Source organism: Neorhizobium sp. PAMB6716 (assembly GCF_058242805.1).
In genome coordinates this window covers 2,605,279-2,618,928 of sequence record NZ_CM177835.1, presented here as the reverse complement: position 1 = coordinate 2,618,928, position 13,650 = coordinate 2,605,279, and the positions used below count along the sequence as shown (strand labels likewise).

Sequence of the window (13,650 nt, the reverse complement as noted above, 5' to 3'; positions counted from 1 at the left end):
AGACAAAAACCTCATGCCCAATCCCCGATGGTTGCCTGCACGAGTGCAAGGGCGGCCACGGCTGCGGTATCGGCGCGCAGAATACGCGGTCCAAGCGGAATGGCGGTGACGAAGTCGAGGCTGCGCAGCAGCACCCGCTCTTCTTCAGAAAACCCGCCTTCCGGGCCGATCAGCAATGCAAGCTTGCGCTCCCTGATCTCATTGAGAACAGGCAGCGGGTTCTGGCTTTCCTCGCCCTCATCGCAAAAGATGATGCGCCGGTCATGAGGCCAGGTTTCCAGCAGATCCTTCAGCTTCACCGGGGGCGCTACTGCCGGCACGGCCAGCACGCCGCATTGTTCGGCCGCCTCCACCACATTGGCTTGAAGCCTTTCCAGGCTGGTGATCTTGCCCTGCACGTGCTGCGTCATCACCGGCTGCAACAGGCCGGCGCCCATCTCCACCGCCTTCTGCACGAGATAATCCAGCCGGCCGACTTTCAGCGGCGCAAACAGATAATGCAGATCCGGCAGCGGTGATTGTGGCCGCGTCTGCTCTATGGGTTCGATCAGCAATTTCTTGCGGGTGGGCAGCAGAAGGCGCGCCCGCCATTCGCCGTCAACGCCGTTGAACACCAGCACCTCGTCACCCTCTGCCATGCGCAGCACGTTGATCAGGTAGTTGAAATGGTCGCTTGCCGCCTCGTGGGAAAGGCCGAGAGCCAGCTTCTGGTCGATGAAAAGCCGCTGCATGCGGAAATTGGCGCGCATTCGGAATGCCCCGTTCTTGTCTTTGGTCAACAGCCTGTCAGGCGAACAGGCGGAACATAACCATCGCGATGACGGCTGCAAGGGCGCCGGAGACCGGAACGGTAATCGTCCAGGCGCCGACAATGGTCAGCAGGTGCGAACGGCGCACCAGATAACGCCGGCGCACTTCGGCCGTGTTGACCTCGCCGACCGGCCTTTCGCCAAGATCCTGTCCGCCCGGTGCGATCTGGCTCAGATAGGCCTTGCGCTGTTTGGAATAGCGGTGATGCCATTCGCGAAACAGGCCGACGCCGAAAACGGCGCCGACGGCGATATGCGTGGAACTCACAGGCGCGCCAATCGAAGAGGCAAGGATAACGGTGACGGCGGAAGACAGCGCCACGCAATAGGCGCGCATCGGGTTGAGCTTGGTGATTTCCTTGCCAACGAGATGGATGAGTTTTGGCCCGAACAGAAGAAGCCCCATCGAGATGCCGACACCGCCGATCAGAAGTTCCCAGAGCGGGATCGGGGCATCGCCGACCAGCGGCCCATCGTTCAACGTGCCGATGATGGCCGCCAACGGCCCGATGGCATTTGCCACGTCGTTTGCGCCATGGGCGAAGGAGAGGAGGGCGGCCGAAAAGATCAGCGGCATCTGGAAGAGCTTGCGCAGCGACTGGTTGCGGTTTTCCAGCCCTTCCGACTGGCGCCTGACCAGCGGCCGGCTGAGAACCGTTGCCAGGATGCCGCTTACAAGTCCCAGCAGCAGGGCCTGCGGCAGGGGAAGCGTCAGGGTTCCCAGGGGCAATATCATCAGGAGGTAGGCGGCAAACGAGCCGAACATCACGCCGATCAGCACCGGCACCCAGCGGCGGGCGGCGGCAATCTTGTCGGGCGTATAGATGATGAAGGTCTTGATGAAGGCCAGCATGGCGATGGCCACCGCCGCCCCGAGGAGGGGAGAGACAACCCAGCTGGTGGCGATGCCGGCAAGCACTGTCCAGTTGACGGCGCTGACACCGGCTGCCGCAATGCCGCCGCCCATCACCCCGCCGACAATGGCATGGGTGGTGGAGACGGGCGCGCTGATCCAGGTGGCGATGTTGATCCAGATCGCGGCTGCCAAAAGTGCGGCCATCATCGCCCAGACGTAAAGATCAGGATTTGCCAGGCGATCGGCATAAATAATGCCATTGGCAATCGTGCCGGCCACCTGGTTTCCGGCAATCAGCGCGCCGGCAATCTCGCAGATGGCGGCAAGCGCAAGGCCAAAGCCGAGGCTGAGTGCCTTGGAACCGACGGCGGCACCGATATTGTTGGCGACATCATTGGCGCCGATGTTCATCGCCATGTAGCCCGCCAACACGGCCGCCGTGATGGCAACGATGGTTTCCGGATGGCCGGCCGTGAAGGCGACGGTAAAGATCATGACGGCGATGAGGAACAGGAAACCGGCACCGGGACCAGCCAGCCGGCGGCCGATATGCTTTGAGGCATCTTCCACCGAGGCGATCTTTTCCAGATCCTTGTCGAGGGTCGCTTTCCTGGCTTGCAGGGCGCGGTTTTTGTGCCGGCCGTCATGTTCTGGTTCGGGTATTGTCTTCAATGAAAAAGCGCCGCCTTCGCAAAATCTTTCGTGTGTCGATCATGGCCGGTGCGCGGCAGCGCCAGCCTGTCACGCGAACGCATCTTCGACAATCTCGTCCGCAGTGGTAAAGTCCACGCATGCGGTTTAATTCCGGTCGCCGATCGCAAAACGCGATCGTCTGAAATCCGTCACCTTTAAAAAATCAGCGCCCGAAAGCGCGCAGCTTGCCTTCGACAGGTGCCGGCACCATGCGCTTGGCAAAAGCCATGAACAGCGCCCGTAGTTCGGGCTCATTCACCCGCAGTGCAGCCTCGGCACACGAGGTCCATTCCAGCGTGCGGCTGTCCCGTTCGGGAAAATCGGGAAGCATCTCACTAACGTGCAATGCATGAACCTGCACCCTGACAGGCACTTCCACGCCGCTTTTGCGCTTTTTCATATAGGCAAAATAACCGAAGGGCTCCTTCTCGGCTTTGCCCAGCACGCCGGCTTCTTCATAGGCTTCCCGCTCGGCAACCGCATGGGCCTTTTTGCCCTTCATCGGCCAGCCCTTCGGAACGACCCAGCGGCGCGTTTCGCGGCTGGTCAACAACAGAACCTGCAGGCCCGCCATCGCATCAAACCGGTAACACAGCGCAGCATATTGCTGCCGCGGTGGACGCCGCAGCATCAGATACAGGTTCGAGGCGAGTTCCTTGAGAAGGTTCACTGTCTTTGTTCACTCCGGATATGCTGAATGGCTCCTAGCACGATAGCGCATTGCACAGCTGTTCATTTGCGACGTTAACCGAAAATTTGATTCGGTGTACACGCTTGTCCAAACAGTCTTACACCAGCTGGGTTGCGTGAACCTGAAATATAAGGGCCTGCTTGAATATGTCGCGCATTTTTCTGAGCCGGGACGCTTGCGACTTTATCAGCGCTTGATGCTGACCGGCCATTCGTGAGACGAGTAGGTGCGGGACAGGTGGAGGAGACGACGTGTCGGACGCAATTGCTTTTCTTGAACCTCGCGCGAACGTGATGGCGCGCCGCTCGATCATCATCGCCGATCTGGCCGACATGCTGCCGCCCGAATGCCTGGTGCATGAGGCGCGCGAACTGGTGCCGTTCGAGACGGATGCCTTCGTCTCCTATCGTCGGCTGCCGCTCGCCGTGGTGCTGCCGAAAACCACGGCGCAGGTCTCTGCCGTGTTAAAATACTGCAACCGCTACGGCATTCCCGTGGTGCCGCGCGGGGCTGGCACCTCGCTCTGCGGCGGGGCCATTCCCCAGGAGGATGCGGTGGTGATCGGGCTGTCGCGCCTGTCGCGCATTCTGGAGATCGACACGTTCAACCGCACCGCAAAGGTGCAGGCGGGCGTCACCAATCTTGCCATTTCGGACGCCGTATCGCCGGAAGGTTTTTTCTACGCGCCGGATCCCAGTTCGCAGCTTGCCTGCACCATCGGCGGCAATATCGGCATGAATTCCGGCGGTGCGCACTGTCTGAAATACGGCGTGACCACCAACAACCTGCTCGGCGTGACGATGGTTCTGGTGGATGGCACCATCGTGGAGCTGGGCGGCAAACATCTGGATGCCGGCGGTTACGATCTGCTCGGCCTCATCTGCGGCTCCGAGGGCCAGCTCGGCATCGTGACGGAGGCGACCGTTCGCCTCATTGCCAAGCCGGAAGGCGCACGGCCCGTTTTGTTCGGCTTCGAGACATCGGAAGAGGCGGGCGCCTGCGTCACTGATGTCATCGGCTCCGGCATCATTCCCGTTGCCATCGAATTCATGGACAAGCCGGCGATCGAGATCTGCGAGGCTTTTGCCAAGGCCGGTTATCCGCTGGATGTCGGCGCGCTGCTCATCGTCGAGGTGGAAGGTTCTGAAGCCGAGATGGATGCGATGCTGGCGCTGATCGTCGAGATCGCCCGCCGCCATGGCGTCAAAACCGTGCGCGAATGCCAGTCGGCAACAGAGGCGGCACTGATCTGGAAGGGCCGCAAATCCGCCTTTGGTGCCACCGGCCGCATCGCCGATTACATATGCATGGACGGCACGGTGCCGCTCAGCCAGCTGTCTTATGTGCTGAAGCGCACCGGCGAGATCGTGGAGGGGTTTGGCCTTCGCGTCGCCAATGTCTTTCACGCTGGCGATGGCAATATGCATCCGCTCATCCTCTTCAACGCCAACGATCCGGATGAGGCGGCACGGGCGGAAGCGGCCGGCAACGAGATCCTGAAACTCTGCGTTGATGCCGGCGGGTGTCTGACGGGCGAACACGGTGTGGGCATCGAAAAACGCGACCTGATGCGCCACCAGTTTTCCAAGGCCGATCTCGACCAGCAGATGGCGGTGCGCTCCGCCTTCGACGCGCAGTGGCTGATGAACCCGTCAAAGGTGTTTCCGCTCGATGGACGGCCCGAAACGAGAGCGTTTTCGGCATGAGTGCGATCACGATCAACACGACATCAGAGGTCAACATGGCGCCGATGAGCGCCATCCTCGTTCCCGTCTGCGAGGAAGAGGCGGCCGGCATGATCCGGGCGGCGGCAGCGGCGGGCCGCAAGCTTCTGATCTCCGGCGGCAATACGCGCTCCGGTTTTGGAAATCGCGTCGAGGCGGATGCCGTGCTGCGTTCGGCGGCCATTTCCGGCATCGTCGCCTATGATCCCACCGAGATGGTGATGACGGCGCGGGCGGGCACGCCGGTTGCCGAAATCGAGGAAATCCTGCTCGAAAACAACCAGATGCTGGCTTTTGAGCCCATCGACCACCGCACCGTCATGGGCACGGAAGGCGAGCCGACCATCGGCGGCGTCTTTGCCACCAACGCATCTGGCCCGCGCCGGCTGCTGTCCGGTGCCGCCCGCGACAGCCTCCTCGGCATCCGTTTCGTCAACGGGCAAGGCGAGGCGATCCGCGCCGGCGGCCGGGTGATGAAGAACGTCACCGGACTTGACCTGGTCAAGCTGCTGGCCGGCTCCTTCGGCACGCTCGGCTTTCTAACCGAGGTAACGTTTCGCGTCGCCCCGCGCCCGCAGACGGAGCAGACGCTGATCCTCTCCGGTCTCCTCGATGAAGAGGCTGCGCGCGCCATGGCGCTTGCCATGGGGCTTTCCGTGGAAGTATCCGGCGCGTCCCATCTGCCCGATAGCGTGAAGGGCCGCTTCCTGAACGGGCGCCTGCCGGAAGGTGCCGCAACTGTACTGAGGCTCGAAGGCCTTTCCGCCTCCGTTCCCGTGCGGGCCGAAAAGCTTGCCGCAGCGCTTGGCCGTTTCGGCCCGATTTCCCGCATCGAGGCGGAAACCAGCGCGCATCTCTGGCACCAGATCCGTGACGTTCTGCCTTACGCCGGCGACAGCCAAAAACCGCTCTGGCGGGTTTCCGTGGCGCCCGGTGCCGGTGCCGCGCTCGTTCTTGCGCTGCGCCAGCACGCCGGTATCGATGCCTTCTACGACTGGCAGGGCGGCCTTGTGTGGATGCGCATGGAGGCCGAGCCGGAAGCAGACCTCCTGCGCGCCCTCATCCCCCGCTTCGGCGGCGGCCACGCCACGCTGATGCGCGCCAGCGACCCCCTGCGGGCCTCAACGCCTGCCTTCGAACCGCAACCGGCACCACTGGCCGCACTTTCCGAGCGGGTAAGGCAAACGCTTGATCCGGCGGGCATTTTTAATCCGGGGAAGATGGGGCGTAACGGCTGATGCAGACCAATTTCACCGAGGCACAGCTTGCCGATCCGCATGTGGCGGAGTCTGAAAAGATCCTGCGGCGCTGCGTGCATTGCGGGTTCTGCACCGCCACCTGTCCGACCTATGTGACGCTTGGCAATGAGCTGGATAGTCCGCGCGGGCGCATCTACCTCATCAAGGACATGCTGGAAAACGACCGGCCGGCCGACCGCGAGGTGGTGACCCACATCGATCGCTGTCTCTCCTGCCTTGCCTGCACCACCACCTGTCCCTCCGGCGTCGATTACATGCACCTGATCGACCATGCGCGGGCGCATATCGAAAACACCTACCAGAGGCCGCTGATGGACCGGCTGATCCGCGGGGTGCTTGTGGCCGTGCTGCCGCATCCCCGGCGGTTCCGGCTGGCACTGTCGCTGGCCCGTCTTGCCCGGCCGCTGGCCCCGGTCCTTTCCCGCGTCACAGCGCTAAAACCGCTTGCCGCCATGCTGGAGCTTGCGCCGCAAAGGCCGCTTCCGGCCGCACCTGCGGGTCCGGTCTTAGTGGAAAAGCCGGTGCGCGGGCGCGTCGCCATTCTTGCCGGCTGCGCGCAGCCGGTGCTCGATCCCGGCATCAACGCGGCAACCGAACGGCTTCTGTCACGGCTCGGCGTGGAGATCGTTCGCCCACAAGGGGAGGGCTGTTGCGGCGCGCTGGTGCATCATATGGGCCGCGAGGCCGCAGCGCTCGATTTTGCCCGCGCAAATGTCGATGCCTGGACGCGCGAGATCGAGGCGGGCGGTCTCGATGCCATCCTCATCACCGCGTCCGGCTGCGGCACCACGATCAAGGATTACGGCCACATGCTGCGGCTCGATCCGGCCTATGCGGAAAAGGCGGCCCGTGTCTCGGCGCTTGCAAAAGATGTGACGGAATATCTGGCGCTGCTTGACCTGCCGCGCCTTGCCCCGCAAAACCTGACTGTCGCCTATCATTCTGCCTGTTCGATGCAGCATGGCCAGAAGATCACCCTGCAGCCCAAACTTCTCCTGAAGGCGGCGGGTTTTGCCGTGAAGGATCCGGCGGAAGGCCATCTCTGTTGTGGCTCGGCCGGCACCTATAACATCCTCCAGCCGGAGATTTCCGCCGAGCTGAAGGCGCGCAAGGTGAAAAATATCGAGGCGACGCGGGCCGACCTCATTGCCACCGGCAATATCGGCTGCATCACGCAGATCGCAACGGCTGCCAAAATGCCGATCCTGCACACGGTGGAACTACTCGACTGGGCCTATGGCGGGCCGAAACCCGCCAAGCTTTCCGGCGTCGCAAAGGTTTAGAACTTGTAGGCCACGCCGAGATTGACGGCATTGGTCTTAACGTCCGTCTTCAGCGAAGCGCCGCTGTCGATATCGACGTCGACAAAGGAATAGGTGCCCTTGTATTCCAAAAAGGTCGACCAGTTCTTGGTGATCGCGTAACTGATGCCCGCCTGCGCCTGCAGGGTGGCACCGCCGAACTGGTATTCGAACGTTTTGCCCGAAGCGCGGGTCACCTCGACATGCGGCACGTTGATGCCGGCACCGGCGCCGACATACGGCGTGAGTGCCGGCAGGCTTTCCAGCGGAAAACGATAGAGCGCGTTCAGGGTCAGCAGATTGAGGCCGTCGGTGAACTCGAAATGCGACCAGCCCGATTTTCGCATTGTGTCGTCATCGGCATAGACCTTGTCATGGGTGTAATCTAGGGAGATGCCGAGGTTGGAGAGCGCACCGCCTTCGAACCAGTAGGTGCCGCGCACGCCCCAATAGGGCGGCGATGCAAAGGATTTGCCTTCCCAGCCGGCGGTGAAATCCGGCTGGTCGGAAACTTCCACCTTGCTGTGCGGCGCGGTCTGGTAACCGCCATAGGCTGAAATTTCGATATCGCCGGCAAAGGCGACACTCGACAAAAGACAGGCGCCGACGAAAACAGCAGCGACGCTGATGGCATTGCGATTTGACATGAGAGAACCCCGATCCCCTGATGTCCTCGAGCTAACCGGCAATGCGTGACAGGGTGATGACGCGGCTGTGGCATGGCGGCATCATCAGGCTCAGATCACGATGACCTTGGTGCCGACGGGAACGCGCCCGTAAAGATCGGTGACATCTTCGTTGCGCATGCGGATGCAGCCGGAGGAGACGGCGGAACCGATGGTCCAGGGGGCATTGGTGCCATGGATGCGGTACAACGTCGAGCCGAGATAAAGCGCGCGTGCGCCGAGCGGATTTTCCGGTCCGCCCTGCATGGAGGCCGGCAGGTAATGGCCCCTTGCCGCCTCGCGGCTGATCATGTCCTTCGGCGGATGCCAGCTTGGCCATTCGGCCTTGCGGGTCACGGTATGGGCGCCGGCCCATTCGAAGCCCGGCTTGCCAACGCCGACGCCATAACGTTTCGCCTTGCCGTCCTGCAGCACGAGATAGAGAAAGCGGCTGGTGGTATCGATAATGATCGTGCCCGGGGCATGCTGCGTTTCGAAGGTGACGATCTGCGGCAAAAATTGCGGCTCGATACGGCCACGGATGACAGGGATGGCGCGTCCGGCCACTGCCGTCTGCACCGGTTGGCGCGCCTCCACCTGCTGCCTCGGGCGGATCTGGGTGGACTGCGTGCGCGGCGAAGGCTGGGCGAGGGACTGGGGCTGCCGGTAGATGACGCGCAAGCCCGGCGGCGGCGGGACCTGAGCGGCGCGGACGCCGGGGGCAGCGGCCACGGCGCGGCGTGGTGTGCCGCCAAGCTGGGTGATCCAAGGCGCGGTGAGATCCGGGCTGACGATGACAGGCGGGCGCTCCGCGTATCGGTCATCGGCCACGGCCGGCCCGGCAAAGGCTGCAAGACCCAGCGCACCGATCAGCCACATCCTCTTCATCGGCCTTATCCTTTGCAAATGCTTAACCCCTTGATCGCCTTCAGCCTGCGATCGCCCGAAATTGCGGGAAAGGTGCAAGTGAAAGGTAAATGCGCCCCCGTTGCCTGTCAGGTTTTGGCGCAAACTCTGGCATCAGGGTTAATCGGTGGTTGGCAGACATGGTTTATCCCCGCTAAACGGAAAGGCAGCGCGTTGAAGGGGCAGGACAGATGCAGAAGCCGGGGATCATCGAAGGGGCGGATGGGCGCTGCCGTTGCAGCTGGCATCAGGGCCTTGCCGATTACGAGCGCTACCACGACGAAGAGTGGGGCCTGCCGATGACCGACGATATCAGGCTGTTTGAAAAGATCTGCCTCGAAGGCTTTCAGTCCGGCCTGTCCTGGCTCACCATCCTGCGCAAACGCGACAATTTCCGCGCAGCCTTTGCCGGCTTTGATTTCGAAAAGGTGGCGCAGTTCGGCGAGGCGGATATCGAGCGCTGCGTGGCCGATGCCGGCATCATCCGCCACCGGGGAAAGATCGTTTCCACCATCAACAATGCCCGGCGCGCCGTGGACTTGCGCGATGAATTCGGCTCGCTTGCCAAATTCTTCTGGTCCTATGAGCCGGCGCCTTCCGAGCGCCCGGCCGTGATGGATCTCGATACGCTGCGCGCCAATCCGACGACCGCCGTTTCGATCCGGCTATCCAAGGATCTGAAGAAACGCGGCTGGACGTTCGTCGGTCCAACCACGGTTTATGCCTTCATGCAGGCGATGGGGCTGGTCAACGACCATCTCGACGGCTGCTACCGCCAGAGCGAGGTAGAAGCGCTGCGGGGCGCATTCGCGCGGCCCTGAACCGGTCAGCTACAGATCTCAGCAACAAGGTCGGGCAACTCGCCCAGCGTCTCGATTTCGCGAAAACGCGGTGCTTCCATCGGCCGCTCCACGTGTTCCAGAACCCAGGTCAGTTCATGCGGCACGAACACGCCCCAGCTGCCGGCGGCAATGGCGGGCACCACATCGGATTTCAGCGAATTGCCCACCATCATCGCCCGTTCGGGGCCTTCGCCATATCTGGAAAAGATGCGGCGATAGGTGGTCGCGGTCTTGTCGGAGACGATCTCCACCGCATCGAAAAAATCGCCAAGGCCGGATTGGGCAAGCTTGCGCTCCTGGTCAAACAGGTCGCCCTTTGTGATCAGCACGAGAAAATAACGGCCGCGCAGGGCCTCCAGCGCCGCGCGCGCCTGCGGCAGGCATTCCACCGGATGGCTCAGAAGATCGCGCCCGATGGCCAGGATCTTGCCGATTGCCTGACTGGACACCTTGCCGCCGGTGACCTCCAGCGCGGTCTCGATCATCGAGAGGGTAAAACCCTTGATGCCGAAACCGTAATGGGCAAGGTTGCGCTTTTCCGCCTCCAGCAGCCGCTCGGACACATGCTCGCCCTCGGCAAATTCCGTCAGCAGGTCGCGAAAATGGCCTTCCGTCAGGCGATAGAACTGCTCGTTCTGCCACAGCGTGTCGTCGGCATCGAAACCGATCACGGTCAATGGGCGGATCGTCATGGGCAACCTCCCGGATTTTTTGGTCATTCTACCCCAACGCCCGGCTGCGGCAAGGCAATGGCGCTGGCAGGCGCCATTGCTCCGGGCTCGGCCTGCCTTTCCTTACTGGCCGCGGCTTTTCAGCCAGGCCTTCATATCGGCGATTTCAGCCTCCTGCGCTTGGATCACAGCTTGCGCCAGCGCGCGGATCTTTGGGTCCTTGCCGTGTTCCAGTTCCACGCGCGCCATGTCGATGGCGCCCTGATGGTGCGGGATCATGGAGCGGACGAAATCCACATCGGCATCGCCGGTGTATTTCACGGCCATGTCGCCATGCATTTTCTGGTTGGCGGCCATGAAGGCGCGGGAGGAGGGCGTGTCCGCCGTCTTTGGCATCTGGCCCTTCATGGTGCCTTTCACCTCGCCATGCCCGGCATGGGCGGGCATATCCTGCGCCCTCGCGGCAGGGCTGAGAAGCGGGGCGGCAGAAATGAGCGCTGCGGTGAAGGCAGCCGAAAGCAGTCTGGTCTTCATGGGGATTTCCCTTTGTCTGAAACATATGGATGGAAGAGAGGCCGGATCGGCCCATTCATCGCAAACGCTCAGGCGCGGGGCGGCGGAACCAGCGGATCGGGCGCGCCGGCCAGCATCTGTGCCACGCGGGCAAGGGGATAACGCAGCGGCAGGATTTTTGTCTGCCCTTGAGTCACCACCGGCATGGGCGACAGGCAGGTGCCGCAGAGTGAGGCAGAACAGCAGGTCATGGCATGCATGGGTTTGCAGGTGGGGCAATGGTCCGCCGCCGCATCGCCTGCTACCTCAATCTTATCCGCGCCATGGCCGTGATGATGGGACTGCGCGCTCTGATGATGCGGCATCGGGGCCTGCATTGCCATGGCAGGCATCATCCCTTGCAGGACAATCGACAGAACCATCAAAAGCTGGGCGAGGTGGCGCATGGCATGAAACTAGGGGATTTATGGCGGCTGGGCAATGCATTTGATGACCCTTGTCAGGCCGCCAATCCCTGGAGCGCCAGTTGATGAGCGTGGGCGCCGGCGCAAGCCGCCCCCTCATCCGTCGCTCCGCGCCACCTTCTCCCCGAGGGGAGAAGCGAACCGTTGGCGTGGCGGCAAGCCACGGGCAGGGGACGCAGGCGAAACTGTCTGTGGTCACGGCAGGCAGGCGGCCGCACACTCTCTTCTCCCCCCGGGGAGAGCGACTGTCTTTGCAGTCAAGCGTTTTGCCATGGTTTTTGGTCCCGGATGATGGCGTTGAGCATGGTGAGGAGTTTGCGCATTGTTGCGACGATGGCGACGATCTTGGGTTTGCCGGCTGCGACGAGACGGTCACGAAAGGCTTTGAGCACGGGGTTGTGCCGGCTGGCGACGAGGGCTGCCATGAACAGCACGGCCCGCACTTTGCCCCTGCCGCCGCCAATGAAGCTCTTGCCTTTCCACGTGCCCGATTGTCGGGTAAAGGGTGCCAGACCCGCCAGCGATGCGATCTGACGTCGATCGAGACTGCCCAGTTCCGGCATCTCGGCGAGCAGCGTGCGAGCGGTGGCGGCCCCCACCCCCGGCACCGATGTCAGCAGCTGCTCGCGCACCCGCCACAGCGGCGACCTGCGGATATGTTCATCGAGATCGGCGTCGAGACTTTCCAGCTCGCGCTTGAGGGCTTTCAGCAACCGCGTAATGCTCTTCTGGGCCTCTTTCGCCAGAACCATGCGCGCCCGGTTTTCCTCGGCCACGATCATCTGGACGATCTGCCGCCTGCGGGCCACAAGTGCCGACAAAGCCTGGGTTTCCAAGTCTTTGAGCGGTCTCAGCTCTGGCTGGGTCGCAATCACGAAAGCGGCAATCACTGCCGCATCGATCGGATCTGTCTTGGCGCGACGGCCGATCGCATTGGCATAAGAACGCACCTGCGCCGGATTGACCACGAGGACGGCAAAGCCCGCCGAAGACAGCGCCGCCACCGCCAGCATCTCAAACCCGCCGGTTGCTTCCATGGCAACGGCATCGGCTTTGATCGATTGCAGTCGCGAGACCAGATCTTCGACGCCCGCATGCGTATTTTCCACCGCAAACGTCACACCGGATGGCGCCACGGCGATATCCAGACGATCCTTCGAAACATCGATCCCAACAACGATATCCATCTTTTCCCATCCTTGCCTAAACGGACTTTGCCTGCGCAAGCGGTCCTGGCGACTGTTCGGGTTCGATGGAACGGCGGACGGAGACCCTTGCTCTCCCACGGGCTTGGTGTCCCAAAGGTTTGTCGGTCTCCCATCCGCCACCGCATCGGGCAGTACACACCCAAATGCGGCTATTGGGAAGTTACAAGGTGCCGGCAGGCGGATGAGGGGGCGGCACGCGCTGCGGTTCGCCTTCTGTCCATCACCCCGCCACCACCCGATGCACCGCCCGGTACGCGCCGCCCGCCTCCTCGAACGGCACCACCGGCCAGTCCCAGCTGCGGTCACGGGCGGGCACGGGCACGCCGGCCAGAAGATCGTGGTCTTCCAGAATCTTTCCCGTTCTGTCCTGCGTGCAATAGGAGACATCGGTGATCAGGCAGGTTTTTGCCGAAACCAGTGCCAGCCCGTCGAGATGGGCGCGGATGAGGGCGGGTAGCACGATGTCAGCCTCAGAACTCCGTCCCTCGGCTTTCAGCCGCCAGCGGGCGCCGACGCTTATCTGCGAGAGGATGTTGGCGGAGACGACGAGATCGAGATACGGCACCTGCCGCAGGAAGCCGAGCGGTTCCGGCACCTGTCCCGCAACGGCCTCGTCATAACCGGAGAGATCGCGCCAGATCAGCCGCACATTGGAAAGTCGTTTTGCGATGAGAAAAGCCCGAACGCTTGCCAGATGCACGAGATCGACCAGCACCACCGTATCGAACGCACGAGAAAGTTCCAGGATCGGCACATCGCGCAACAGGCCGGAGCCGAGCACGACGGCGGTGCGGCGCTGCTTCAGGTTTTTCACGGCGGCAAGCACATGCGCCTTGCTGTTGTCCTCATGTTCTGCCCAGGCACTGCGGCACCGGTTGGCGCGGGCCAAAAGGCTGATGGAGGAGGCAATGTGGTCGCGAAACGGCTTTGGCGTCAGCGGCCAGCTTGCGGCATAATGGAAGGCTTCGAGGATCATGGGGTATTGCGATCTTCTTGAATGGGAATGACCAGCACGCAGAACCCATTTAACCCATTGCTCTGTTCCCGC

General features: G+C 62.4%; 14 protein-coding genes and 1 pseudogene. 5 read left to right on the top strand and 10 right to left on the bottom strand.

Annotated elements, in window-relative coordinates; genetic code table 11:
* Positions 1–11: 11 nt before the first annotated feature.
* From AC4CWH_RS12870 to AC4CWH_RS12860, 3 genes and pseudogenes are all read right to left on the bottom strand, one after another.
* A complete protein-coding gene (locus AC4CWH_RS12870; protein ID WP_491319052.1) occupies positions 12–749 on the bottom strand; it encodes a 16S rRNA (uracil(1498)-N(3))-methyltransferase in 738 nt (245 codons plus the stop codon).
* Positions 750–786: 37 nt separating this feature from the next.
* Positions 787–2,296 (bottom strand): annotated as a pseudogene (locus AC4CWH_RS12865) (inorganic phosphate transporter); the annotation flags it as partial.
* A 225-nt stretch (positions 2,297–2,521) separates the two neighbouring features.
* Positions 2,522–2,989 (bottom strand): NUDIX hydrolase, encoded by a 468-nt coding sequence (locus AC4CWH_RS12860; protein WP_491285417.1) that lies wholly within the window; start codon positions 2,987–2,989, stop codon positions 2,522–2,524.
* A 311-nt stretch (positions 2,990–3,300) separates the two neighbouring features.
* On the opposite strand from AC4CWH_RS12860, the gene AC4CWH_RS12855 reads away from it, so the two are divergent.
* The 3 genes from AC4CWH_RS12855 to glcF are packed head-to-tail and all read left to right on the top strand — an operon-like array spanning position 3,301 to position 7,315.
* Positions 3,301–4,755: an FAD-linked oxidase C-terminal domain-containing protein gene (locus AC4CWH_RS12855; RefSeq protein WP_491319051.1), complete on the top strand. Its 1,455-nt coding sequence runs from the start codon at positions 3,301–3,303 to the stop codon at positions 4,753–4,755.
* Between the two features lie 44 nt (positions 4,756–4,799).
* The gene (gene glcE, locus AC4CWH_RS12850) at positions 4,800–6,011 is read left to right on the top strand and encodes a glycolate oxidase subunit GlcE (RefSeq protein ID WP_491321428.1); all 1,212 of its coding nucleotides are present in this window, start codon (positions 4,800–4,802) and stop codon (positions 6,009–6,011) included.
* Complete coding sequence (gene glcF, locus AC4CWH_RS12845) at positions 6,011–7,315, top strand: glycolate oxidase subunit GlcF (protein ID WP_491319050.1); 1,305 nt, start codon at positions 6,011–6,013, stop codon at positions 7,313–7,315. Before glcE ends, glcF begins: the two co-directional genes overlap by 1 nt.
* Here glcF and AC4CWH_RS12840 read toward each other — a convergent pair.
* Both AC4CWH_RS12840 and AC4CWH_RS12835 read right to left on the bottom strand, forming a co-directional pair.
* Positions 7,312–7,980 carry an outer membrane protein gene (locus AC4CWH_RS12840; protein ID WP_491319049.1) on the bottom strand — a complete coding sequence of 223 codons (669 nt, stop codon included), beginning with the start codon at positions 7,978–7,980 and terminating at the stop codon, positions 7,312–7,314. The genes glcF and AC4CWH_RS12840 overlap by 4 nt on opposite strands.
* Before the next feature lie 90 nt (positions 7,981–8,070).
* A complete protein-coding gene (locus AC4CWH_RS12835; protein WP_491319048.1) occupies positions 8,071–8,886 on the bottom strand; it encodes a L,D-transpeptidase in 816 nt (271 codons plus the stop codon).
* A gap of 209 nt (positions 8,887–9,095) precedes the next feature.
* Between AC4CWH_RS12835 and AC4CWH_RS12830 the strand changes: the two genes are divergently transcribed.
* Entirely contained in the window at positions 9,096–9,725 is a 630-nt protein-coding gene (locus AC4CWH_RS12830) for a DNA-3-methyladenine glycosylase I (RefSeq protein ID WP_491319047.1), read from the top strand.
* 5 nt (positions 9,726–9,730) lie between these two features.
* Here AC4CWH_RS12830 and AC4CWH_RS12825 read toward each other — a convergent pair whose 3' ends face one another.
* The 3 genes from AC4CWH_RS12825 to AC4CWH_RS12815 all read right to left on the bottom strand — a co-directional run bounded on the left by AC4CWH_RS12825 (position 9,731) and on the right by AC4CWH_RS12815 (position 11,181).
* Positions 9,731–10,438, bottom strand: a complete 708-nt coding sequence (locus tag AC4CWH_RS12825) for an HAD family hydrolase (protein WP_491319046.1) — start codon at positions 10,436–10,438, stop codon at positions 9,731–9,733.
* A 102-nt stretch (positions 10,439–10,540) separates the two neighbouring features.
* Positions 10,541–10,957: a CopM family metallochaperone gene (gene copM, locus AC4CWH_RS12820; protein ID WP_491321427.1), complete on the bottom strand. Its 417-nt coding sequence runs from the start codon at positions 10,955–10,957 to the stop codon at positions 10,541–10,543.
* A 62-nt stretch (positions 10,958–11,019) separates the two neighbouring features.
* Positions 11,020–11,181, bottom strand: a complete 162-nt coding sequence (locus tag AC4CWH_RS12815; protein WP_491321480.1) for a hypothetical protein — start codon at positions 11,179–11,181, stop codon at positions 11,020–11,022.
* A 27-nt stretch (positions 11,182–11,208) separates the two neighbouring features.
* Here AC4CWH_RS12815 and AC4CWH_RS12810 point away from each other — a divergent pair, with 27 nt between their 5' ends.
* Complete coding sequence (locus AC4CWH_RS12810) at positions 11,209–11,460, top strand: hypothetical protein (protein WP_491319045.1); 252 nt, start codon at positions 11,209–11,211, stop codon at positions 11,458–11,460.
* Positions 11,461–11,651: 191 nt separating this feature from the next.
* Here AC4CWH_RS12810 and AC4CWH_RS12805 read toward each other — a convergent pair whose 3' ends face one another.
* Both AC4CWH_RS12805 and AC4CWH_RS12800 read right to left on the bottom strand, forming a co-directional pair.
* Entirely contained in the window at positions 11,652–12,581 is a 930-nt protein-coding gene (locus tag AC4CWH_RS12805; RefSeq protein ID WP_491318559.1) for an IS110 family RNA-guided transposase, read from the bottom strand.
* A gap of 241 nt (positions 12,582–12,822) precedes the next feature.
* Complete coding sequence (locus AC4CWH_RS12800) at positions 12,823–13,578, bottom strand: hypothetical protein (RefSeq protein WP_491319044.1); 756 nt, start codon at positions 13,576–13,578, stop codon at positions 12,823–12,825.
* Positions 13,579–13,650 lie beyond the last annotated feature (72 nt).